At 37.7% G+C, this 24,661-nt stretch carries 24 protein-coding genes and 1 pseudogene; 4 read left to right on the top strand and 21 right to left on the bottom strand.

The window, feature by feature from the left end:
* Positions 1-340: 340 nt before the first annotated feature.
* Positions 341-2,758 (bottom strand): DEAD/DEAH box helicase family protein, encoded by a 2,418-nt coding sequence (locus ACFVSH_RS12650; protein WP_387706193.1) that lies wholly within the window; start codon positions 2,756-2,758, stop codon positions 341-343.
* A complete protein-coding gene (locus ACFVSH_RS12645; RefSeq protein ID WP_387706191.1) occupies positions 2,751-3,077 on the bottom strand; it encodes a phosphoribosyl-ATP pyrophosphohydrolase in 327 nt (108 codons plus the stop codon). The genes ACFVSH_RS12650 and ACFVSH_RS12645 overlap by 8 nt, the downstream gene beginning before the upstream one ends.
* A gap of 119 nt (positions 3,078-3,196) precedes the next feature.
* On the opposite strand from ACFVSH_RS12645, the gene ACFVSH_RS12640 reads away from it, so the two are divergent.
* Positions 3,197-3,610 carry a (deoxy)nucleoside triphosphate pyrophosphohydrolase gene (locus tag ACFVSH_RS12640; protein WP_387706189.1) on the top strand — a complete coding sequence of 138 codons (414 nt, stop codon included), beginning with the start codon at positions 3,197-3,199 and terminating at the stop codon, positions 3,608-3,610.
* A gap of 5 nt (positions 3,611-3,615) precedes the next feature.
* Here ACFVSH_RS12640 and ACFVSH_RS12635 read toward each other — a convergent pair whose 3' ends face one another.
* From ACFVSH_RS12635 to ACFVSH_RS12575, 13 genes are all read right to left on the bottom strand, one after another.
* Positions 3,616-6,426: a DEAD/DEAH box helicase gene (locus ACFVSH_RS12635; RefSeq protein ID WP_387706187.1), complete on the bottom strand. Its 2,811-nt coding sequence runs from the start codon at positions 6,424-6,426 to the stop codon at positions 3,616-3,618.
* Positions 6,427-6,725: 299 nt separating this feature from the next.
* Positions 6,726-7,280 carry a hypothetical protein gene (locus ACFVSH_RS12630; protein ID WP_387706185.1) on the bottom strand — a complete coding sequence of 185 codons (555 nt, stop codon included), beginning with the start codon at positions 7,278-7,280 and terminating at the stop codon, positions 6,726-6,728.
* Positions 7,281-7,405: 125 nt separating this feature from the next.
* Positions 7,406-7,855: an SMI1/KNR4 family protein gene (locus ACFVSH_RS12625; RefSeq protein WP_387706183.1), complete on the bottom strand. Its 450-nt coding sequence runs from the start codon at positions 7,853-7,855 to the stop codon at positions 7,406-7,408.
* Positions 7,856-8,090: 235 nt separating this feature from the next.
* Positions 8,091-8,546 (bottom strand): SMI1/KNR4 family protein, encoded by a 456-nt coding sequence (locus tag ACFVSH_RS12620; RefSeq protein WP_387706181.1) that lies wholly within the window; start codon positions 8,544-8,546, stop codon positions 8,091-8,093.
* Positions 8,547-8,684: 138 nt separating this feature from the next.
* Positions 8,685-8,966, bottom strand: a complete 282-nt coding sequence (locus ACFVSH_RS12615) for a hypothetical protein (protein WP_387706179.1) — start codon at positions 8,964-8,966, stop codon at positions 8,685-8,687.
* 365 nt (positions 8,967-9,331) lie between these two features.
* Positions 9,332-9,799, bottom strand: coding sequence for an SMI1/KNR4 family protein (locus tag ACFVSH_RS12610; protein ID WP_387706177.1), 468 nt, complete (start codon positions 9,797-9,799; stop codon positions 9,332-9,334).
* Positions 9,780-9,947 (bottom strand): HNH endonuclease, encoded by a 168-nt coding sequence (locus tag ACFVSH_RS12605; protein ID WP_387706175.1) that lies wholly within the window; start codon positions 9,945-9,947, stop codon positions 9,780-9,782. The genes ACFVSH_RS12610 and ACFVSH_RS12605 overlap by 20 nt, the downstream gene beginning before the upstream one ends.
* A 376-nt stretch (positions 9,948-10,323) precedes the next feature.
* Positions 10,324-10,785 carry a YrhA family protein gene (locus ACFVSH_RS12600; protein ID WP_387706173.1) on the bottom strand — a complete coding sequence of 154 codons (462 nt, stop codon included), beginning with the start codon at positions 10,783-10,785 and terminating at the stop codon, positions 10,324-10,326.
* Positions 10,786-10,802: 17 nt separating this feature from the next.
* Positions 10,803-12,620: a T7SS effector LXG polymorphic toxin gene (locus tag ACFVSH_RS12595; RefSeq protein WP_387706171.1), complete on the bottom strand. Its 1,818-nt coding sequence runs from the start codon at positions 12,618-12,620 to the stop codon at positions 10,803-10,805.
* A 240-nt stretch (positions 12,621-12,860) separates the two neighbouring features.
* The gene (locus ACFVSH_RS12590; protein ID WP_387706169.1) at positions 12,861-13,688 is read right to left on the bottom strand and encodes a MetQ/NlpA family ABC transporter substrate-binding protein; all 828 of its coding nucleotides are present in this window, start codon (positions 13,686-13,688) and stop codon (positions 12,861-12,863) included.
* 18 nt (positions 13,689-13,706) lie between these two features.
* A complete protein-coding gene (locus tag ACFVSH_RS12585; protein ID WP_387706167.1) occupies positions 13,707-14,369 on the bottom strand; it encodes a methionine ABC transporter permease in 663 nt (220 codons plus the stop codon).
* Positions 14,362-15,111 carry a methionine ABC transporter ATP-binding protein gene (locus ACFVSH_RS12580; protein ID WP_387706165.1) on the bottom strand — a complete coding sequence of 250 codons (750 nt, stop codon included), beginning with the start codon at positions 15,109-15,111 and terminating at the stop codon, positions 14,362-14,364. The genes ACFVSH_RS12585 and ACFVSH_RS12580 overlap by 8 nt, the downstream gene beginning before the upstream one ends.
* Positions 15,112-15,339: 228 nt before the next feature.
* Complete coding sequence (locus tag ACFVSH_RS12575) at positions 15,340-15,852, bottom strand: helix-turn-helix domain-containing protein (RefSeq protein ID WP_260287066.1); 513 nt, start codon at positions 15,850-15,852, stop codon at positions 15,340-15,342.
* A 175-nt stretch (positions 15,853-16,027) separates the two neighbouring features.
* Here ACFVSH_RS12575 and ACFVSH_RS12570 point away from each other — a divergent pair, with 175 nt between their 5' ends.
* Positions 16,028-17,326 (top strand): MFS transporter, encoded by a 1,299-nt coding sequence (locus ACFVSH_RS12570; RefSeq protein ID WP_387706162.1) that lies wholly within the window; start codon positions 16,028-16,030, stop codon positions 17,324-17,326.
* 34 nt (positions 17,327-17,360) lie between these two features.
* Positions 17,361-18,344, top strand: a complete 984-nt coding sequence (locus ACFVSH_RS12565; protein WP_387706160.1) for an ornithine cyclodeaminase family protein — start codon at positions 17,361-17,363, stop codon at positions 18,342-18,344.
* Between the two features lie 110 nt (positions 18,345-18,454).
* Here the strand turns inward: ACFVSH_RS12565 and ACFVSH_RS12560 are convergent, their stop codons facing one another.
* A complete protein-coding gene (locus ACFVSH_RS12560; RefSeq protein ID WP_387706158.1) occupies positions 18,455-18,691 on the bottom strand; it encodes a hypothetical protein in 237 nt (78 codons plus the stop codon).
* 255 nt (positions 18,692-18,946) lie between these two features.
* Between ACFVSH_RS12560 and ACFVSH_RS12555 the strand changes: the two genes are divergently transcribed.
* Entirely contained in the window at positions 18,947-20,215 is a 1,269-nt protein-coding gene (locus ACFVSH_RS12555; protein WP_387706156.1) for an ATP-binding protein, read from the top strand.
* Positions 20,216-20,231: 16 nt separating this feature from the next.
* Here ACFVSH_RS12555 and ACFVSH_RS12550 read toward each other — a convergent pair whose 3' ends face one another.
* From ACFVSH_RS12550 to helD, 5 genes and pseudogenes are all read right to left on the bottom strand, one after another.
* Positions 20,232-20,546, bottom strand: a complete 315-nt coding sequence (locus ACFVSH_RS12550; RefSeq protein WP_387706154.1) for a hypothetical protein — start codon at positions 20,544-20,546, stop codon at positions 20,232-20,234.
* 300 nt (positions 20,547-20,846) lie between these two features.
* A pseudogene (locus ACFVSH_RS12545) lies at positions 20,847-21,280 on the bottom strand (excinuclease ABC subunit UvrA); the annotation flags it as partial.
* Positions 21,281-21,647: 367 nt separating this feature from the next.
* On the bottom strand, positions 21,648-21,779 hold the full coding sequence (gene sspL, locus ACFVSH_RS12540) for a small, acid-soluble spore protein L (RefSeq protein WP_034304091.1): 132 nt from the start codon (positions 21,777-21,779) through the stop codon (positions 21,648-21,650).
* Positions 21,780-21,908: 129 nt separating this feature from the next.
* Positions 21,909-22,145 (bottom strand): hypothetical protein, encoded by a 237-nt coding sequence (locus tag ACFVSH_RS12535; protein ID WP_387706152.1) that lies wholly within the window; start codon positions 22,143-22,145, stop codon positions 21,909-21,911.
* A 78-nt stretch (positions 22,146-22,223) separates the two neighbouring features.
* Positions 22,224-24,560, bottom strand: a complete 2,337-nt coding sequence (helD, locus tag ACFVSH_RS12530; protein ID WP_387706150.1) for an RNA polymerase recycling motor HelD — start codon at positions 24,558-24,560, stop codon at positions 22,224-22,226.
* Positions 24,561-24,661 lie beyond the last annotated feature (101 nt).

The raw sequence follows: 24,661 nt of genomic DNA, 5'->3' as shown, positions 1-24,661 counted from the left end.
GTGCGTGCCATACCTATTTTATTCTTACCTTTTTTTAATAGTGAGCACTTTCCAAAAAAATATTAACCAAAGTATAATACAAAAAACTAACACGTATATATGAAAATTATCAAAATTAAGAAAGATGTAAGCAATACTAAATAGGATAGGTAAAAGCAAACCCACAAGTATAGTAGATTTTTTAACCATTTTATATTGTAGAAAGCAAATTCCTATCATTATAATAATAAGTAAATAAAACATAATATCAACCCCTAATAAAATTTTTTACTCCATAACTTTTGCTTTATCGAGAGCTTTTTTAGCGTTTTGAGGAATGTCTCTTTTTAAGGATGTTTTTTTATTTCGCCTTCCGCTCAAAGTGATAATGAAGTCTATATTCACAAATATCCTTTGTCATATTAAACAAAACCCTCTGATCTTCTGGCCTAACATCAAAGTTTAGTTTGAAAATATCGGCTTCGTAAGATATTAGCCCCTTAGAGCTTCCACTCCACTTAGACATAGGCATAGTCGAAATCAACTTACTAACTCCGGCTTCATCGTAGTTCCATAGCTTTTTAGAGGATTTATCAGCAAAGTCGATTTGTTTTCGATACTCTGTTTCTGTTAAGTAGCTATGAAAGAATGGTGCTACTTCCTTAGAAGTGATTGGTTTGAAGCAACTATCCTCTCCACGATCTAGCATGGCTAACAGAACAACCATCTTATAACTCTTCGCCATACCCGTTTTCTCTACTTCCACTAGCCATGGTTCATACCGATGATAGATTTCAGATTCACGTTCTGAAAGCTCTTTAGCATATTCCAAGAATCCATAATATGAAGAGAATTCCTGACGATAATGCGGGGAATCAGAGGCACCTTTTAAATGCAATTCCAAATAGGAAGGTCTTCTTCCTAATTCCTGCTTTAATATGTGATAATCATTTACTAATTTATCTCGTCTAGGTTGCTTCTTCTTCGCCATTTCCTTTAAGAGGTTTATAACCTGGATATCTAATTTTATATCGCATAACTCAGAAACAATCGGCTCAATGGTTTTCGTCTTTTGCTTGCTCAAATTTATATCAAACAAACTTAATTTAACATCTGCATTTCGATAATTACCGATTAAATCAATAATAACGCAATGATCCTTAGAGTCATGTAGTCTTAGCCCTCTACCAATCTGCTGGGTAAAGACCGTTAATGATTCGGTCGGCCGAACAAATAAAAGCGTATCAACAGCCGGGATATCGACTCCCTCATTGAATAGATTGACAGAAAAGATAATATCGAGGTCTCCAGCTGCAAGCTGACTTATTGCATCATCTCTATTTATGTCTTTTTGCCTTGAATGCAGACTAATTGCCCTATAGCCCTTTTGATTAAAAAAGTCAGAAAGAAAATCTGCTTGCTTAATGGATGAACAGAAACCGATTGTACGAGTCTTCCTTTTATCCTTCCATGCACTCAATACCTTTTCAGCCATCTCATCCCGTAATTGAAGCTGTAGCAACTCCTTTTCATCATATCGATTTCCTAGCCAAGTAACCTGACTATAATCTGTATCATCATACACACCAAAATATTTAAATGGCGCTAACCAGTTCCTTTGTATAGCCTCAAGGAAATCCATGCGGAATGCTACATTTCCACCACAAATAGCGTATACATCCTTGTTATCATTTCGATCCGGTGTGGCCGTGATTCCAAGCAAAAATTTCGGCTTGAAGTAATCTAGTACTCTTTGATAAGATTCAGCCGCTGCATGATGAAACTCATCGACGATTATCAAGTCAAATTCTTCAGGATCAAACACTCGAAGATGCCGTTGCATGCTTAACGTGTAAATCGAAGCAAAAATGGTCTGTCCATGCCTTTCCTTCACCTTGCCATTATAAATAGAAGAGCTCTCTTCCGGCATAACCGTTTGGAATGACTTCTTAGCCTGATATAGAATTTCTTCAAGATGAGCAATAAACAGCACCCGTTTGAAATTGCGCGCAAAGAACCCGGCTAAATATGTCTTTCCTAATCCAGTAGCCATTACGACTAACGCCTTATCATAATCTTCTTCCATTGTTTTATTTAACTCTTCTAATGCTTCAATTTGTGCAAAGCGAGGATAGATTTCCCCATATGGTGCAGATGGTTCATGAATGATCTCCGTTGTTGGAATAGACTCATCACCTTCTCTTGGAAGCATTAAATCCATTTCCTCTGTTTCCGTCCACTTTTGAGGAAGATTTGGATTAGTAATATGAAACTTCTCATAGCTTTCTTCATAATTCTTTAACGTTTCTTGATTTAAAGAAATCGTATGATCACTATAAAAGGTTTCTAAAAATAGATGCAGCCCTTGAGAAAATACCTCTTCATCATCACTAACAGAAAGACTCCATTCCACTCCATTACTTAAAGCCGAACGGGAAAGATTGGACGAGCCAACAAACAAGCTATCTTGGTTTTCTTGTTGAAATAGATATGCTTTAGGATGAAAGGAAACCCCATTACTCTTCCATAATCTAACCTCAATCCTTGAATCAATCTCTAACAACATCCTTAATGCTTCTGGCTGGGTCACAAACAAATAATCGCCAGTACACACTTTAATCTCCGCTCCACGTTCAGCAGCTGCTTTTAATGCTTCTCTCAAATATTGAACACCAGATTTCATCACAAAAGAGGTCAAAATACAAATAGAAGAAGCAGAATCAATCTGCTTCAAAAGGTGTGTCCCTAATTGACTGGTAATTAAATGGACTTTACTCATCTTCAACCTCAATCAGATAAATCTTCTCCTTAAACCCTCCGCGCTTAGTCGCTTTACTCTTTCGCACTTCCTCTACTTCTTCAATTGAGGAGCCATGATACTCAGCGAGCGCATGAAGGATTTCTAACACATCGGCCAACTCTTCAATCGCATCCTCTTTACTTTCAGTATCTACATACTCCTGTAACTCTTCAAAGCTTTTCTTTTTCAATTCTTCTATATATTCCTTCTCATCTAGCACTCTCGTTGTAAACTTCTTACCAGTAGCTTCAATCACTTCAGGAATCCGATCACGAACTAATTTATTGTGGACTGGCATTAATGGGCCCCCTTCAAATTTTATCTTACAATTATATCACTTGCCTAAATTTTGTATTTATAACAAACCCCACTTAATCATGATATTATTTAATCATAGCAAACCTATAGGAGGATAACATGAAAAAGCAAGTTAAAGTAGTTGCAGCCATCATTGAAAATGAAAAAGATGAAATACTATGTGCGTTACGCTCTCCAGTTATGAGCATCCCGAACATGTGGGAATTTCCAGGTGGAAAAGTAGAGAAAGGTGAAGATATTTTTACTGCATTAAAAAGAGAGATTGATGAAGAATTACAATGTAAGGTTGAAACAGAGACTTCAATCCTTAATGATAATACGCATGAATATGAAACATTCATCATTAACCTACTGTCCATAAAATGTAGAATCATTGAAGGTACCCCAACTGCCAATGAGCATTCTAAACTGATATGGTTAAAGCGAGAGAATCTAAGCTCTCTAAAATGGGCCCCTGCTGACATTCCAGCTGTGGAACAATTAATAAATGGAAAAAATAGTCTTCTCAAATGAGAAGACTATACTCTTTTAGTGAACTCAGTATATAAACTAGACGGAACTTCATTCTCTAATTCCATTGTAACGGTAATCGGCTTTTCCCCTTCATACTCCACGGTGTTACCCTTCCCGATATAAATATAAGGTTCTGTCTTACCATCTATTTCTTTATACTTTCTAATAAATAAATGTAAATGAATCCCTCTATCCTGGTTGAATACAATATTCTTTCCTCTCTCAGAACTTGGGGCTGTACTATTTGGAGTCTGCCATTGAAAAATGCGCTCGTTTATAAATTCATCGTGGTAATTAATGCTCTCTTTAATATCTTCTTCCTTGTGTAAATCAATAAATAAGAAATAGTCATTTCCATTCGAAAGTAAACCAGAGCCCCTAAAAGCACTGTGGCTTTTGCGATAATTTGATAATAATGCAGCATCACCCATTTGATATTGCTCATACAGCTTCAAATGTGGTACACCATAGTAATCTTCTTTAAATTCCTTTTCATATCTAAAGATTCCATAAATAATAAGGTCTTCGATATACGGTCTATATTCTTCATTCTGTAGAACCTTTTGATAAGAAGATGTCTTAGTTAAATGACCATCGTCTAGAGTAAATAACTTAAAGTTCCTCTTTTTCTGACCAGGATCATAAAAATCCTGATTTAGACACTGAAAAGCATGCAATACGCTATCTTCATCTACCTCTTTAACCAACTTCAATATCTCACGTTTTGCGGTTTCTAAAGAAATCTCCTCATGATCCAATAGATATTTAGCAATCGCAAACTCATACACTCGCTTTAAAGGTAGCTTACTCGAAAATTCCCTTATTACTCCTTCAAAAGCCTCGTCTAGTAATAGCCTTTTCAAGGAATCCTCTTTTTCTACTTTTGCTACAAATTGCAAATATGTTTTTTCGCGATTAATAAACTTAATCGGATCTGGAGCTCCATCAAATTTCATATAATCCATTAATAAGAAAGGAATTTCACCTTGATTCATTTTCTTAAATTCAAAGTACTCTTCCTTCAAATATTTCAAAGAATTAAAGTTTTCCTTATCAATCTGCGCCAGTATCCGTTCTTCAGAGATTTTATCCATTTGAATATGTGTACAACCTGGAATATTTGCGAAGCCAGTTGCAATAGCAACCTTCAAGCTCTCTTTATCATAATATCGACTACCATTCAAAGCGATGGCAATTAAGAACGTTTTACTATGATTCCCGATAAAATCAAGGACTGTTAGGAAACTCTTGTCTTTATGTTTACGAAGCCCTCGTCCTAGCTGTTGAATAAAAACGATCGGAGAATTAGTAGGTCTTAACATTAATACTGTATTTACAGAAGGAATATCAACACCCTCATTAAAAATATCAACAGTGAAAATAAATTCTAAATCATCATGGTCATCTTCTAATCTTTTTATATAATGTGATCTTAGCTCGACTGAGTCATTTCCAGATAAACAGACACTTTGAATACCCCTACTATTAAATTCTTGTGCCATATATTGTGCATGTTCAACGGTTACGCAAAAACCTAGACCTTTTCTTTTGTCCCCGTCATGGCCATAGAAATTCATATTCTTAACAATAAAGTCGACTCTCTCGTTAACCTTTAATCTCTTCGTTATCTCCGCTACATCGTCAATATCTACATCACTTAAATCAATTCCCTCAATGTCGGTAATACCAAAATAATGAAAGGGAATAACCAGTTCATCCTCTAAAGCCTCATGTAAACGAACCTCCAAGGCAACATTATTATCAAATAGATCAAAAACATTTTGTTGATCGCTTCTCTCTGGAGTAGCTGTCATTCCTAATGTGAATTGTGGGTCGAAATATTCTAGTACTGCTTGATAACTAGGGCTTGTTGCATGGTGGGCCTCGTCAAAAATAATATAATCAAACTCATCTCGTTTAAATTCCTCGTAGCATTTAGACACCGTTTGAATGGTAGAAAAAATATAATCAGCATTTTTTTGCTTTTGATTCCCTGTCAATAATCCAAATATCAGTTTTTCATTAGGAAGGAGCTTTTCAAAGGTCTCTTTTGCTTTTTTTAATATTTCCTCTCTATGTACAATGAACAGTAGTCTTTTAGGCTTGAATCCCTTTACGTCAAAAGCAGACATATACGTTTTACCCGTCCCAGTTGCTGCTATAACGAGAGCTTTCTTTTCCCCAAACGATCTAATTCTTTCAAGGTTTTCAACCGCACGTTTTTGCATGTTATTTGGAATGATATATTCAGAGCTTTCATAAATAAATTGCTGTGTATTTGTATAGCCCTTTAATTTACTCAAAAAATCTTCATACTTACTAATGAAATTGTCATCCGCAACGACACTACTATTCCATAATCCATCATATTCCTTTAATACATCTATAAGAAATTGAGCATCCTCTTTAGCAATAATCTCAACATTCCACTCAATATTACTTTTAAGGGCACTTTGAGTAATATTAGAAGAACCAATAATCACCTTATAGCTATCCTTAAATTCAAAAATATACGCTTTCGTATGAAAACCAATCGCCTTATCCGTTTCAAAAATCTTCAAATGAATATTACTAAACTCATTTATTTTCTTTAAAGCCTTCGCTTCAGTAAAATTCAGATAAGTAGAAGTAATAATCTTCCCCTTTACTCCCCTTTTTTCAGCGTTCTTAAAGGTATCCAACAACAGCTGAAGACCACTATAATTAATAAAAGCGACACTAAAATAAAACTTTTCACACTCATTTATAGAAGAGATTAACTCATTTAATAAATTACCCTTGTCTGAATTGACAATTAGCTTTTTCTCAATGCTCATGATTTGCTCCTGACTGTTGTTATCTAAATAAAAGAATTTTTTTAGATCTAAATTAAATATTCAATAACTCGTTGAACAATAATACAGTATTCTGACATGTTTCTAAAAGCGATGGTTTCTCTTCAACTATTTTATCAGATAGAAAATATATTCTATTCTTACTTCATCAAGTAGTTTTAGTAAGTCTTTATCTTTTTATAATACATATTTCTTAAAAGAACATTTTTGCTTATATATTATTTATCATAATTATCCTTAATTGTTATTATTCCAAAACACCAAAAGACGTAAAAAAACTCTTAAGATAAACTATCTATTATTTGTTTTAATTCTTCATAGGTACTTGGTTGAGCTATTTTTTTTAGTGAATTTAAAGATATTGTTTTTTGATTGGGGAAATGTATATCTAAGTCTTTAGTTAACGCAACGTAAAATTCCCATTGTGTCGTATTTAATGGTTCAATTAATTCTAAGTTTTTCTCTTTCAGTAAACAAAAGACATATATATCTACATGCCGTTTTATGGAAGGGCTATATTTATTTGTTTCATAATCATATTCTTTTTTTGCCCCAATACTAAAACTGATGTTTGAATACTTTTCCTTATGCCACGCTTGGATATAAGCAGAAGATTTCACCTCAATTTTCATGTCTTTATAAACTAAATCAAATGCGTCCCATTCAACTCGTAATTGATTTAAACAGCCAAGAGCAGTTCCAATTAAAAACTCAGCAAAAATTCCCCTTAGGTTGTTTGTTAAAATTTTTGAAAATCCCCATTGCCAGAAATCTAACATAGTTTGGTCTGTTCCTAATATTGGGGTTTCTGATTTAAGAGGTATATCATCATTCATTTATAACCACATCCTTTTATGCAAATTCTCGAAACTACGTTTTCTTATATATTTTAACTTCCCAATTAATTTCCACACAAACCTAAAAGGCATGTCACATTTGTAATTGCTTCTAGTTATCTATTTTAATAATCTTCTTCCCACGCTTCTTTTGCATCCAATAACCTTTGTGATAAAAACTCACAAAAGTTTTTTGCTGTATTGTAGTCATCAAGTCCACCTTGTCTATTCCGCGCTATTACTGGGGCCTCATTATTCTCCATTTTGTTTGTATACAGACAATAAACATATTCTCCAGCATCTTCAATAACTACTAAATACTTATCCAATCCTAAATCTCTATAACTCTTCGTGTTAACAACAACAGGAGCTCTATTTGACCTAGCCACTCCTAAAATATCCACACCAAATGACCCACCAGAACCATAGGTCGTTAAAAACCACTTATAACTTTCTGGAAATTCCACCCCTAACTCATTTTGGACGACATTGATTTGTCTTTCATCCACTCCACCTGTAAAGTCATCTGATTCCTTATTTTCATTAATAAAATTTGTTAATACCTCTGTATTCATTCAGTAACCCCCCTTCAAACAATAGTTGGTGTTTTAGGATAGTAAGGCAAAAGGTTAGAAATTGAGACTAATTCTTTTGCCTAGCTGATTTGTTCCTTTTTTGGTGTACCATAGCTTCAAATGAACAAAAAAATGGTTAGCCCCTTTGATTTTCGAAAGGCTCTATCCACTTCTTTTTATACAAATATTCCATACTTTATAACAAATCATGATAAATAACTATTACCCTCAGCTTTTACCAATCTTCTTCATCTTCATCCCAATCTTCTTTTGCCAATTCAAGGCGTTCGATCAAATAATCTAGGAAGTTATCAGCAGCGGTAAAACCATATCGTTCTTGGTTATCCCAAAGGATCACTGGGCATTCTCCATTTTTCATTTTATTAGTATCGAGACAGTAAGCAAATTCATCAACATTTTCTATAACCACTATTCCGTCAATTAATTTATAATACTTCTGATAATCTTTAGTGGCATCAACTACTGATGGACCTACTAAATCATACCCTATTATATCTACACCAAAAATCCCTCCAGAGCCATAGTTTCTTAAAAACCATTTGTAACTTTCCGATAATGAGACCTGTAATTTATTTTCAGTTTCTTTTACTTTGTCTTCACTTACTCCACCTGTAAAATCATCATCTTCGCCATACTGCTTAATAAATTCCTGTATAGCTGAATATTTCACCAAAATCACCTTCTAATTTGAATTTCAAAGTCCTTTCAAATATATTGGTTGGTGTTATCCATTTATAAGGTAATCATAATAATACGGTTAACTCAGAAAAGCCTTGAAAGACCTACGCTTTCAAGGCATAATTGTAACTTATCTATACCGCCAATTTATCTCCCCATCTTCATGTATTGCCGGTAAATATATTCCCTTTTTATTTTGATGCTCATCAATAATAAACCAATTATCATCGTTCAGCCAATCTTCATTAAAACTATCTTCCTTGAATTCTTTCTCCTCATTAACAAGAGCCGCTAGAAAATCTTTATATTTTTTTATATTTTCATTGGCTATGATAGATCCATAAAACCACACGCCTTCTTTATAATCATTCTGTATTTCACCCAAACATTCATTACGGAAATATAAGAACATAACCTCACTCCTTTGGAGAAATTATTATAAACTTGCTAGGAACTTCTCCTCTTATTAAATATTCATTATCCCTTTCGGTCCAAGTTAACGCTCTTTTCTTCCAAAAATCAGAAGAAGAATCATTATTGTTGTTGCAGGTACTATATTATTTGGTAAAACATCATAGGATTAAAGCGATTTATTCTTATTCTCTGTATAAAAAGCTGTTTACTCGGCACTAGGTAGCTCCATACAAAAGAAAAACCTTGAAAGGCCATAGCCAATACAAGGTATGAGTATAATTATTGCCTTTTAATCCACGACTCAACTTATTAAAGTTCCCTTTTAGTTACTAATAAAAACTATTTTCTTGCTTACTAAAAAAATCACTGTTCCCCGTATAAACTGTCAAGAAATTCATTAAAATTGTTTGATAAAAAGTACATATTTTCCATTTCATCATGTTCCTCATCATGAGCCCAATGAAATATTTGTCCAAAATACTCTTTATTTATTCCAATGCATATTTGATTTCCACTTGGGTCATCTGCTATTGGAATAAATCCTATTTCTAATATTTCATCAAAAATATCAAACTTCTTCTCTAAATTATCATACATACTACCAATTCCATAAAAAATATTTAATATACTTTCTCCTAACTCATCAGATATTTTATAAATACCTGGATTGGGATATCCACCATTATATTCTAATAAAAAATCTCTATAATCTTTTGGTAGGGTTATATTTTGATTTTGCTCAAAGCTCTCCAAGTTTCCGATAGATAGATTATCATGAGTTTTTTCAATATTCACCATACTCGCCCACTCCTTATTTACTATTTTTTCCATTAACTTTTGATTGTCCACCTATGTGCTTAAATTCGTCATGAATATCTTTTTCTACAAGAAGCATTGTTTCTCCATCTTGATGATGATGCCATGTATACCCTTCTGGCGGTTTCCTGATATCAATTATTCGAGGATCAGATTGGACCATTATTAGAAGCATCAACTAGATATCATAACAACAGTAATGCAAAAAGAGCACCATTACATCCTTACAAAGAGTTGCCCCCTCCCCTGTTACAACTAGTGTTTTTTTAAATGCTATTGAGATATCGGCCATTTATTGTGAATGGTTTTGGTTTAATAGCAAAAAAACACTTGTTGCCTATATTAGACAATCAAGTGCTTTTCGTTTATGTTTTTTAGCTTAACAATAAGTTGCATGTTAATAGAATGCATATAACTAGAGCCATGTTAAAACAATAAACTGGTCATCTCTTTAGTTAATCGCATTTGCCTTTCTTTCGGTAAACATGTCATGGCACCTATTCATGCGACCTTCATTATAATACTTTCGTAGTATAGAATTACAGAAGGCTTGCTTCAAGTGCATTACCCACCATAGAATCGAAACTATCAAATGACTTAATTAAAGTTCCTGAGGGTTTATCAAGTTCTACATATACTCCCTCGTTTAAATCATAACAATACCATGCAGTATCAGAATCCCCAAAAAATATATATTGCTTTTGCCAATCATTTTCATACCAAATCTCGTTTGTCTCAATAAACCCCTGAACCTCTTCATCTACTTTGTTATCAAGTAGCGTTTCATCAACTCCATAGATTACTAATCCATTAAAGTCTAATCCATTTACATTCTTTAGAAATTCAATATACGACTCAGGAATAATAATGTTTCCTAGTTTCTTCTGAATAGTTTGTTTCATTTTAATAATTTCTGAACTTGATACTGGATTCCTAAGTGAACTATCATATTTACTTTCAATTTTTTCTACTTCTATCAACAATTCTTTCCACTGGGGCATATCTACTCTTCCTTTCTTTAAAACCGTTTTGAAGGGTAAACATCATCCTCAAACATTGGCCAATTTATCGTTTTACTTTGTCTAGGAGACATTCCCCTTGTTAGAGAGTTTTGTTCATTGGTAACCGCTTTATGATAAGGGTCATTTTTTATTAATACCAAGTTAGTGAAATCATTTGTACCACCATCATCTAAAGGTAAATTGTGATGCACTTGCCATCCTTTAGGGTTAAGGCCATCCTTCATTCTCGCTATATCACCTTCACCTAAGCCAGCCTTTCTAAGATGTTCAACTCTTACAGGGTCGTTAGCAAATTTTTTAAGGAAATTCTTTCTAACAGAGCTATTAAATTCCCTCCTAAGTTTAGCTGTTTCTTCCGGAAGTCTTTTAGTGTAAATAATTTCTTCTACCTTTACTCCTTTTAAATGAATTTTTTCCCCTTTCAACGTTCCTATAAAGTAATTATCTTCTACTTTTAACCTACCCCTACCACTAACCTCAGACTCCACTTTCGCCATCGTAATTAACTGTTCTTTTAACCCCGCACCATTAACCACATTATAAGGTACTCCCCCTGCCAACGACAGTTGGTTTTTAGGATTGTATGGCAATAGGTTAGGGATAGTGGCCAATTCTTTTGCTTTCGTAACGCCTTTGACGGCAGCTGCTTTTGTTGTCGCTACTCCAGTCTTCGTTACAGCTCCTGCGCCTTTTGTTCCTACCACTGATGTGACGACTGTTCCGAGGGCATAGGTTACCCAATGAGACCGCGAATAGGCATCGCCATTTACCATATCTCTTTCATATGAGTCGGAGATGGATTTGGAAATATATTTATAGGTTTGAATCGGGTGCATGATTGAATTTGCTACACCTTCAACCACTTCACCAGGATCTGTGACAAAGTCCCAAACTCCTGTCACGAAGTCTTTCCCTACATCATAAAGGCCTACGCCGATTCCTTTTGCAATGTCTGCCGTTTGCTTAGCCGCTTCTAGCTGCATGACATATTGCTGCTGGGTGGACGCTAAGTTTTCATACCCGATCTGCTTGGCGGTTTTGAGGAACTCATCTGGATCATTTACATGATCGAGTTGTGCCTTCAATTCTTTGATCCGGCGATTCTCAGCTTCCTCTTTCTTAACCTTGAGATATTGCGCGGTCTCTTTTTTCCTTACTTCCAGGTTTTTATAGGCTTCACTATTTTTATAGGCTGTTGCATTAAAATAGAGAGGGGATACTACTCCTCCTCTTGTACTGGATACTTTCAATTGTTCCATGAGTACCGCCACTGCCGCTTGGTCCGCTTCGGATTTGGCATATTCAGCCGTCCACTTATGATCGATTTCGTTTACTTTGTCTATCGTTTGGTTCCGTTTCCTTTCAGCTTTCTCCATGTTCTCAAAGAACGCATCATCGGAAAAAGGTTCTAACTGAATGATATCATCAATTCCAGCCAATATTTTTTTTAGGTCATTTTTTTGGGCTGTGACCATTTCCTTTGAATTTCGACTGGCGCTTTCCAGCTCTTCCTCTAAAAAAGGGACTGTAACCACGGTTTCACTCAGGTTAGCCTCGATTGTATCTCCTTGAATTCCACTTAAAAAGGCAACATGCCGATTGATCAGACGAAGCCATGAATCCACGACATCGATCTGTGCTTTGTAAAATCCTTTAATGGCCTCTGCGCCTTGACCCTGCAGCTCATCATCCAAATGAACGATACTCTCAAATCCTTTTTTTAATTCCGTGAGCTGTTCTTTAAGATCCTTATATTGTCCGACACGCGTTTGCATGGCAGAAACTAGTGTTTGAGATTCGTAAATCATCGACATAATGGAAAGTCCTTTCAACTTCTTTTCTTATAACTAGATTTCATTTATATGTAATATTTTTATTCACTGTAAAATTATGGACTAGATATATTTTAGAAGAGTTTCTATATTTATTCAAGAATTGAAGGGGAATTGGACAGTATTTTTAATAGTAGCTGACGATGGGCGATCACAAAGTTAAACCAATACGTAAATAAGGGCTATTCCCGTTGAAGGAATAGCCCTTTCTTAGTTTCAAAATTAAAATGCCGGTATGGCCGTTTCACTATATTTCTCTTCTAAAAATTTGCGTACCTCCGGGCTTGTCATGGCCTTGGCCAACTTTTGGACTGGCTCGGAATCCACGTTATCCTTGCGTGCCACTAATGTAATCGCAAAGTCATTTTCAACGCCTTCTGTGAGAAGAGCGTCATTTTTTGGTGTCAAACCAAGCGGTGCAGCGTAAGCAGGTGTTATCACGATCGCATCTGCTTCATCATACGTTCTCGCCAGCATTAATAGATCCACTTCTTTAAACTTATAGTTTTTAGGGTTCTCCGTAATATCAGACATTGTATAGTATGGACCCTTTTTTTCCTTTAGAGTAATAACTTTATGCTGTGCCAGCAATGCCAATGAACGATCGATATTCGACACATCATTTGCAATGGCAATAACGGCGCCCTCTGGCAATTTATCCATTGAATCGTATTCTTTGGAATACACCCCATAATTGGCAAAATAAATGGGTTTCACTGGTACTAGCTCGGCATTTTTGTTTCGATTAAATTCCTCCATATATGGAACGTGTTGGAAGAAGTTCACATCCACTTCTCCTGCAGCTAGTGCGGTGTTAGGCTGCACATTATCACCTAATACAACCATTTCCAGGTTAATCCCTTCCTTTGCCAGCTTTGGTTTCACAAGCTCAAGGATTTCCGTCATTGGGGGAATGAGTGAGGCCACTTTCAATGTTACCTCTTCCTTCTCCTGATCCTGTGCATTTTCTTTCTCTTTTCCTTCATTCGCCTTTCCGCACCCTACTAAAAGCAACATGATTGCTGCCATGAGAAAGAGTATTTTTTTCATGATGTTTCCCTCCATTATTCATCTTTTATCAATCATTCTGGCAACAGCCGTTCCAATGAATTGGATAAGCTGCACTAGAATGATCATAATGATAATCATATAAATCATTAACTCTGTTTTAAACTGCTGATAGCCATACCTGATGGCAAAATCGCCGATACCGCCGCCTCCGACCACTCCCATGATCGTTGAATAGGAAATAAAGCTGATAATCGATGTTGTCAGTCCGAGGACAAGCCCTGAACGGGCCTCCACGTAAAGAAATTTAAAGATGACATCCTTAACAGAAGCCCCCATGGAAATGGCTGCCTCGCTCACACCCTTTGGCACATCCAATAAAGATTGCTCGACCAACCGCGAATAATGGGCAATGGCAATGATCGCCAATGGAACGCAAGCAGCTGCAGTACCAATGGCTGTGCCGATTATGAGTCTTGTAAACGGGATTAAAAAAACAACCAATAATAAAAATGGAAAAGAACGGATAATATTGACAAATAAATTCAAAATCGAGAAAGCCCACCGATTTTCAAGCAAATGCCCCTTCCTACAAAGAAATAGCAAGGTACCTACAGGCAATCCAATCAAAATCGCAGCTAAAATGGACACACCAACCATGGTAATGGTTTCTCCAATTGACTGCCAAATTTCTGCCTCATATTGAACTAAAATCTCAGGCATGACCCAGCCCACCATTCTCTGTTAATTGTTCGATGAAGTATTCTGGACGATTATCCCTTTTTTCAATCCCAGTTGGTTCGATTAAAATAGTATCATAGATCTCTCCACCTTCCATGATCGTTACACGATTACATATACTTTTAATGACATCCAGCTCATGACTGACAATGACAATCGTCACACCGAAGCGTTTGTTGATGTTTTCTAGCACGTCTAATATTTCAGCGGTTGTATTTGGATCAAGGGAAGAGGTCGGTTCATCACATAATAACACTTGCGGGTTATTTGCCAATGCCCTTGCAATGGCAACACGCTGCTTTTGTCCCCCGCTTAATTGTGCAGGATATCTCTCAATCTCACCCTCCAACCCGACAAATTGAAGACACTCTACAACACGGCTCCGACGTTCCTTCTTTGGATAATTTGCCAGCTCTAAAGAGGCTGCAACATTGTCATAAACCGTTTTATTTGCCACAAGATTAAAATGCTGAAAGATCATGCCAATCGACTTCCGTGCCTCTCGAAGTGCTTTATTGTTCAATGTGGTCAACCTTTGGCCGTTTACCTCCACTTCGCCCTCATCTGGGGTCTCCAACAAATTCATCAGCCGCAGCAACGTTGATTTCCCTGCTCCGCTTGCTCCGATTATTCCATGAATTTCACCTTTAGGTATTGTTAAAGTAACAGACTTAATTGCCTGAAACTGTGAAAATTTTTTACTCACTTGATGCAGGTTAATCATACAATCCCACTTTCCATTTGTTGAAAGGTAAGCATAGCGCTCCTCATTAATCGTTTCATCAAAGAAACACAACTCATTCTATCAACTAATGAGGACCTAATGCAAAGACACAAATTAACAGTTAGAAAGGATAGATGAACAGTGAGGAATCCCTGTTTACATCTATCCTTTTGTCTGACATTTTTCGTTAACGGGTTTACTTGAGAATTCATTGGTTCTTTACTTCCGTTATTTCGATGATACCACCAGAAACCGGACAATTTGATCCGAGAAGTTAAACCAGTAATGGGCTTTTCGAGCATCGAACATGAATGACTGCTGTTCATGGAGTTCTGTTCTCTCTCCCTCTATTTCCACGGTTAACTTCCCTTCAATAATGAATATAAACTCATGTCCACTATGGGAAAAAGCGCTTCCTTTGTTTTCCCCTGGCTTTAAGGTGACAAGTATGGGCGAAAAAACAGCATCACGAATGCCGCTGGATAAATTCTGATAATGAAATTGTTCATGATTATAATCTGAATTTTCTTGGGAGCGGTCCTCAGAAAAGAAGAAACTTGGATTGACATCCAATGTATCAGCGATTTTTTTTAATGACTCTAATGTGACGCTTGATTTTCCCCGTTCTACTTGTGATAAAAAACTGATTGAAACGCCTGTTTGTTCAGCCAGACTCTTTAATGTCAGTTTTCGCTCTTTCCTCAATAATTTCATTTTTTTCCCGATTGAATCAAAAGGCATACAGATGCCCCCTTTTTTACATAGTCTCTAGCTACATTATACAGTACAACAAGTTTTGATGAATGTTCCGTCATTAATCGCTTACCGAAAAATATTGACAGAAAATTTGTAATTATTTAAAATGAAAGAAAACACAAATTGAAGTGATACTTCAATTTTGAAGGGGTGACTCAAGATGGAGAAGAAACAAATGCGGCGGATTTTAGTCGCGAGTTTAGTCGGAAGTTCGATTGAGTGGTTTGACTATTTTTTATATGGGACCGTTTCAGCTCTCGTGTTTAACCAGATATTCTTCGTGAATGAGGATCCGACAATCGGGCTGTTGCTTGCCTATGCATCCTTTGCTTTAGCATTCTTCATCCGCCCTTTTGGAGGTGTGATCTTTAGCCATATTGGCGATCGTATCGGGAGAAAGAAAACACTTGTTTTAACACTTAGTTTAATGGGGGTTGCAACATTTGGGATGGGGCTTCTGCCTACGTATCAAGCCGTTGGCATTTGGGCGCCGATTTTATTAATCACGTTGCGCTTAGTTCAAGGTCTGGGAATTGGCGGTGAATGGGGTGGCGCGCTTTTATTGGCCGTCGAATATGCTCCCGCTGAGAAACGGGGCTTGTTCGGAGCTATTCCTCAGATGGGTGTCACTATAGGAATGCTGCTTGGAACCGTTGCCTTATCTATCATGACAATGCTTCCTGAGAACGCATTCATGACTTGGGGATGGCGTATACCATTCATTTTTAGTGCTTTGCTTGTATTTTTTGGCCTATGGATTCGTAAAGGAATTGATGAAACTCCGTCTTTCAAAAAAGTAAAGGAATCCGGAGAAGTTCCAAAGCTGCCGATTGTTGAAACGCTTAAGCATTATTGGCGTGAAGTGCTTATCGCCGTGGGAGCCAAAGTGGTAGAAACGGCGCCATTTTATATTTTCAGCACATTTGTCGTATCATACGCTACTGCAAATCTCGGTTTCTCTCGGACTGCTACATTAACTGCCGTCATGATTGCAACCATTATAACGACGATTTTAATACCAATCATGGGGAATTTATCTGATACAATCGGCCGCAAAAAGCTGTTCATAGGCGGTACGATTGGGATGGCACTGTTTGCATTCCCATACTTCTGGCTGCTGCAGCAAAAATCGGTCCTGCTATTAATCGTTGCGACAGTGATAGGTTTAGGGGTTATTTGGGCTCCCATCACAGCTGTTCTTGGAACGATGTTCTCGGAAATTTTCGATGCAAAGATCCGTTATACCGGCATCACGCTTGGATATCAAATCGGGGCAGCTCTGGCAGGAGGAACAGCGCCGCTAGTTGCAACAGCTTTACTTAATAGATTTGATAACTCCTATGTTCCTGTCGCCATTTATATAATTTTTGCATCTGTCCTGTCACTAGCAGCGATTTGGGCAGTTAAGGATCGCAGCAATCAAAAATTAGACGAAACGCATAATAATAGAGCCATGTAATCCATGGTTCTTTTACTTCAAGGAGGACAATTGAATGTTAGTTATAAGTGAAAAGGAAATTCAACAATCATATGGAATGAAAGACGCAATAGCGGATGTAAAGGCGGTATTGCATGCACATGGTGCTAGAAAAATAGACAACCCCCATCGCACAGTACTTGCTTTCCCTCAACACGAGGCATCTGCACTTTACATGCCTAGCGCTGATTTATCTGAAGAAGTTTCGGCGGTCAAAGTCGTTACCATTTTTCCAAAGAACCCTTCAAGGGGGATGGCCACAACACAAGGAGTCATCTTGCTGTCAGATGCAGAAAATGGCGAACATTTAGCATTGTTGAATGCCTCCTATTTAACACGTCTCAGAACGGGGGCATTGAGCGGCATTGCCACAGACCTTCTTGCTCGTAAAGACGCCCGGGTTCTCACGATCATCGGAACGGGAGCTATGGGATTTGAACAAGCAATCGGGGTGTTGGCCGTAAGGGACATTGAACGTATTTTATTAGTGAATCGCACACGAGAGAAAGCGGAGAAATTCGGTGAAAAGCTGCGCGCATTCGGAGTAACCGTTCCTTTTGAAGTTTACGAAGATGTTTCAGCAGCCGTTCGTCAAGCAGATATTATTTGCTGTGCAACCCGCTCGAACGAGCCTGTATTTAATGGGCAGGATGTAAAGCCGGGCACACATATTAACGGAGTCGGATCTTATTTGCCGGATATGAAAGAAGTGGATCATACCACGGTTTCACGCGCCGCTAAAATTATCGTCGACGATTTGGCGGGCGTGAAGGATGAAGCAGGAGAACTCATACATGCAGCCAATCAAGGAAATTGGTCGTTTAATGATATTCACGGGGAGCTTTATGAGCTTGTAATGCTGACCAAAACAGGCAGGGAAAATGAAGAGGAAATTACCTTCTTTAAATCGGTTGGTGCCGCTTACTTTGACCTCGCTGTCGCAAAAGGCGTTTACCGCCAATCGAAAGAACGGAACACCGGGATGGAGATTGAGGTATAACAGAAGCCCATACATTTTGCTATCGCTTGAATGTAATAACAATAAAAAAATGAGACCCTTCTTTCGGAAGGGTCTTTTGGATTTATACAGCAGATTTTAATAAACTTAAATCATGAGCTAACTGTTTCTGCTTCAACTACCTTTTTGACACGTTCTAAAAATTCAACGACCACTTTATCGGTGGCAAATAATAAAAGTAATTTCAAAAACCACTTTAACGGGCGACTGGTGACTGTATATGTAAAGGAAGTTCTATTGTCATTGATTTTATTTAGTTCATAGAAAGCTGTAATTTCAAACATTTTAGCAAGTATGAAGCCCACTTTTAGCTTTTTCTGTTCATCCACTGTATTGTCTGTAAAATATTTTTTTAAATCAACTACTTGTTGATCATATGATTGCTTCTTACTCTTCCCATCTCCCTTTAAAACAATCTAACGAAAAACTTCCTTAATAAATACATTTTTCTTAAAGAGGTGTTTTAACTAACTCTTTTTCTGAATTTACATGTCTTTCTGTAAATAAATTACTTTAATAAGATTCTCTTTTTCACTGTTATTCTTGTATAATATACGAAACGGTTACTTTTTCAGGAGAATCCTATGAATTTTATTTATATTAATCAAAACATATTAAATAACCTCTTTTATATCTTGGTAAGTATTTTGATTTATTTCTTTTTATTAGATCATGGCAAAAGGTTAAGTCAGTATGGCAAGACCCTTATTACTGCCTGCATGAGCATTCCTATTATATTATGTATGAAGTTTCCTATTTATATAGATGAATACTGTGTCCACGATTTCAGGCAAATTCCTATTATAATAGGGACACTTTATGGTGGTTGGCCTGTAGGGGCTGCGCTGTTAGTCATCATATTGACTTTTAGGTTTGCTTTTTATGGTTTCAATTTCCTTACGTTAATTGTTTATATCGTTATCTTTATTATAACGGCTCTATTTTCTTCCAAATTCAATCATTTCAATCGAAAAAATAAGCTAAATGGCTCCATCCTATTAATTTTGTTTCTAGGAATACTGACCAGCCTTATTTCACTCGGTATGTCTGATTATTTTCGTATAACGGAGGCGTATGTATTTTACTTTATCATCCTCCCTCCTATCATTATCGCTTTAGCTGTATATATAATGGAAATTTTAAAAGATGCCATTTTAATCCGAACACAAATGATACGGCTTGAAAAAATGGAGGTAGTCAGTCAGCTTGCGGCCAGTATTTCACATGAAGTTAGAAATCCATTAACAGTTGTGAAAGGATTTGTTCAACTGCTAAAGGCTCCTGATTTAACGCAAGAAGTGAAAGAACAATATATACAGCATGTCGTTAGAGAACTTAATAGTGCAGAATCCATTATTAGTGAATATTTAGCATTTGCAAAACCTGCAATTGAAAAAGTGGATACTATTTCAATTAACCGTGAAATTGGTTATGTACTTGAAATGATAAAACCATTGGCCAGCATGAATTTGGTTACTATATCTGAACAGTTGACTCCAGGCATTACCAGGGGGAATGTTCAACATTTCAAGCAATGCTTCATGAACCTGATTAAAAATGGTATAGAGGCCATGCCAGGCGGCGGGGAACTTAGTATTGTTTCCTATATAAATAATTTCGATATCATTATCGAAATAAGTGACAATGGAGTAGGCATGAATAAGGAACAAATAAATCGTTTTGGCGAACCTTATTACAGTTCCAAAGAAAAAGGGACAGGGTTGGGATCAATGGTAGCTGTTAAGACCATCCAAACGATGAATGGCACACTTCATATAACTAGCCTTTTAAATAAGGGAACAACGATTTCAATAACCCTTCCCGTTTATCAAGAAGGTTATTCTGTAAGATAATAAAAAAGTCCGCCATTTAGGGCGGACTTTCAAACTGTAGACAAACTCGATGAAATTCAGTTTGCCTGCAGTTTTTATTAAATAAGTTCAGGTCGATTTCAGAAATCCGCTCCCTTTCCGCCGACTGTCTGCCAAGCCTTCTCACCGCAAGCGGCTGTGGGGTCTTGGCTAGCCAGTTATTCGGCAGGAGTGTCGCAAATTTCTTCAATCCAATTAGGATTACAGTAAAAAACGATAAAAACCGGAGCACTTTATTCGACCAGCTGCACTGTCTTGGGCCATTGACGCCGTTTATCGATCTAAACCACATAGTATTCGGCCGTTCACCCATAGTATTAGACCTTCACTCACTATTCGGACTCTGAACCTCTTTTTTATTCAAACAGAAGTCCGCAATTTACAGCGGACTTTTAGTTCGTAGACAAAAGGGGTTCTATCTAAATTTTTAAAAAAAAGTGATTGGAACGGAAGGTACGAGACTCCTGCGGGAAAAGCGAGTCCAAGGGAGACCCCACAGGCGCAAAAGCGACGAGGAGGCTCACGGACCGCCCGCGGAAAGCGAGTGCCTGGAGTGGAAATCAACGGGCAAAGTTTAAAAACCTAAAAAATTGTAGAATGCTGTCATTATTTACTTTTTCTGTTCAAGGCATTGATAAACCGCATATTTGTCATTGGTGAAGTATTTATCAATAATGGTTTCTCTTTTTTCGTTAATATCGGCAAAGTCACAGATGGTGATCTGGTTTTTGCTGCTGATTGCTTCGAGATTGCTTTTGATGCTGCCCCAGAATGGCAGGGTATTTTGCAAGACCACTTCATAGCCTTTGAGTTCGAGCATTTTCAACGCTGCTTTTGTTTCCCGAGGAAGGAATGAGACATCATCCGTAAGTGCGATATCTTGCCTACAATTGCTTTTAGTTTTGCCAGTTCTGGCAGGATGATCTCGCGAATGTCTGTATCACCAAATGTCAGTTTTTTTTGATGGTTCAGGATCGTTCCTTGACAGACTGGACAGGCGATCATCTCTTTTGATGCTTTCATCTGCTCTTTAATGATCGATTTGGCAGCCTCCTGCCATTCCTTCACATTTCACTGCTCCAGAAACGGATGATTCATCGACAAAAACTTTATAGATTATGGCTCTTTTCGTAAAGATTGTTGTTTTTAAAACGAAACAATTTAAGGTTGATTGGAGTGGAAGTGCGAGACTCCTGCGGGAGCAGCGGGACAGGTGAGACCCCACAGGCGTTTACGCCGAGGAGGCTCACCGCCCGCCCCGCGGAAAGCAAGCATCTGGAGGGGAAATCAACCACACCACATTACTTGGTAAATGGCAAAAAAGTATGCGAAAACAGCCTAGATTATAAAAGCCCCTCTCGTCTAAGAGAAGGGCATTCTTTATGAAGTATGACCATATTTTTTCCCAATGCGCTTATTTTGTATTGGACTTTTTTGCCTTGTTTTCAAGATCGCTTTTTGGCTCAGTGGAGAATTCCACATCTTTTCCGTGTCCCTGCGGGTTAACACTTGGTGCGATACGACCTCTTCCTGTCTTTTTACTCATTTCCTTCACCTCCAAGTATATTATGTCCGAACTGTTATAAATTAAAAACGAGGTGGGTTTCTATAAAGATCACCCAATAAAAAACATGCATAGAAACAAAGTCTACACAGGTTTCAAAACATGAAGGACCTACTTTAAAGCACGGGTGTAATTTATTGTATCTTTGTTCTGAGGAATATCGCGATTTTCTTTCCCGTCAGGCTGTACCGCTCTTCCTGTATTTCCACTATAGCCTTCTTCCATGGGCCCTGGATAATGATAATGACCATCATTAACTGATTGAGTTGTTGATTCACCAGTCATCTGGCTTCCTCCCGTGTTCACCCCATCGAGTCTTACGGATCTGTTTTCTTTCTCGTTAGTCAAATCCTCTCCTCCTTTACTAAAGATTCTTTATAGTATTTGATAAAAGAACAATAAAATGAAAGGAGAAAAAAGGAAGCGTTAATCTGTCAGAAGGAAACGCTTCGCTGCATCGTTTTGCAAGAAAGGACTAGGTTCGCCAACCGTATATATGTGTAAGTTATGCATGGCCCTGGTACATGCGGTGTAGAACAATCTTCGCAGGCTCTCATCACCATATGTTTGCATAGATGCATCATAAATGATGACAGCATCGAATTCGATGCCCTTTGCCAAATAAGCCGGAATGACAACAACACCCTGTTCATATTCATTTGTGCCTTTCTGTACGAGTTTAAATTCACCTTGGATTCTAAGGTCATCGTATGCAGCGGCACTTTCGGCAGCGGATTTACAGATTATTGCGATGGTATTATATTCACGACTTTGAATGTCTATGACTTTAGCCACGATTTTGCGGTGCAATTCATCTCGGCTGGACACTTGAGTCAGTACAGGCTTCTCGCCTTCTCGTTCGAATGCCTTGATTCGATGGCCTTCAGGAACTAGTTCACGTGTAAATTCTATAATCTGCTTTGTGGATCTATAGCTTTGATCCAAGGTTATACTCTCGGTTTCAGTTTCTCCGTATAAACTGGTAAGAGTCTGAAAATCCACCCGTTCGCTGGCATGTGCAAATATCGCCTGGTTAAAGTCACCGAGCACGGTCATCCTTGCCGAAGGAAACATCCGTTTCAAAAACTCGAATTGAAATGGAGAATAATCCTGTGCTTCGTCTACAAGCACGTATTTTATAGAAGTATTCGTCTGAAATCCTACAATTAGCTCCTTCAGCAGCAAAAATGGAGTCGCGTCTTCGTAATGCAGTTTACCTTCGTCCAGCATTTTTTGCGTTGATAAACATATTTCCCTTTCGACAGGTGTTTCACCCTCATTCCACAGTTCATTCCGTATTTGTTCGTCAAAGAGTTGCTTGTATATTTGCTTAATATTGATAAAATGAAGTGCTTTTACCCGTTTGCGTAATGTCTTCAATTTCTTGCGAAAAATCATACGCGCGAGCATTTTATGCTCTTTCTCATAATCATCAAAGGAATCTTCAGCATGGCCGCGTTTTTTCTCTAATAGGTTGTATACCTTTTGATAGTCTTCTTTGCTAAGGTACTCGATTTCCTCCTGGACCCAAGGTTTTTTCAACTCGGACTTTTCCGTTTCATCAAGCAGCTCACATAACCACTCTTTCAACTTTTCAACCCTATTGTGAAAACGTAAGGTGGTGTCCGTGTTATAAAATCTTTCCGAGATTTGTTTAGCGGAGACGAGCGTTTCCCCGCGGAACTTTAACCCTCTAAAGATCATTCCAGATCGTTCCAGTGATTGCCTGTATGTTTTGATGATCTCAAAGAAGCGAATCGATGCCTTAAATTGGATACTCGCTGTCCTGGTGCTATAGGAGGGATGATCCGCTGCAGTCAACAAAAATTCCAATTGCTCATAAGGATCCTCAACTTGAAACGAGTCAGTCAGACGATGATCCAAGTATTCCTGGAATGTTACCTGCTGCATATTCTCTTCGCCAAGCTCGGGCAACACATTGGATACGTAGTTATTAAACATGGAGTTAGGAGAGAATAAAATGATTTGGTCGGCTTTTAGCCATTCCCGATTCTTGTAGAGCAAGTAAGCGATCCGTTGGAGGGCAGCTGATGTCTTGCCGCTGCCGGCGGCACCTTGAACAATGAGCAGACGTCCGCGATCGTTCCGGATGATCCTATTTTGCTCCCGTTGAATGGTGGCCACAATACTGTGCATATGCTTATCTGCTCCTTTGCCAAGCACCTGCTGCAGTATCTCATCCCCAATGGTGAGACTCGTATCGAACATCGATTCGATAACGCCTCCTTTGATGATATATTGCCACTTTTTCTCCAACATCCCAGAAATCATGCCTCCGGGAGTAGAGTATTGTACGGGGCCGGGAGGAAAGTCATAATAAACACTCGAAATCGGGGCCCTCCAATCGTAGACTATGAAATTTTCTCCTGTTGTATCAGTAAGAGTCGAGGTCCCAATATAAATATGTTCTGTAAGGGCAGATCCTTCTTCAGTGATATCGATCCGGCCGAAATAAGGCACTTCCTGCATGCGGCGCAGTGTAGATAACCTCTTGTAGGAATATCTATGTGCGCCTTCCCTTTCTGACAAGGCTTGAGCCTGTTGCCTTAAGCCAATGATGGTCTCGAGGTAATCATCGAAAGTATCCATATTAACCTTGAGGTCATCCCAAAAATGTTTACGGATATTAACAACTTCTTTTCTGCGTTGTGAAGTTTCCCCATCAATTTTGCCGATTTGTTTCGTTATTGTTTCGATCACCTCATTCAAACGTTCTTGCTCCTGCCGAATTTCATCGTTCATATCAGACACTCCTTCAAAAAATAAAAATAGGGGTTGACTAGAGGTGAGTTTTACCTTATACTTATATTAAGGGGTAAACTGTTATATTATATTTATAAATG

The organism is Peribacillus sp. NPDC058002, from assembly GCF_042886655.1.
In the GTDB taxonomy this organism is placed as follows: Bacteria; Bacillota; Bacilli; order Bacillales; family DSM-1321; genus Peribacillus; species Peribacillus aracenensis.
The sequence above is the reverse complement of the archived record's forward strand: the minus strand, read 5'-3'. Positions and strand labels throughout refer to the sequence as shown.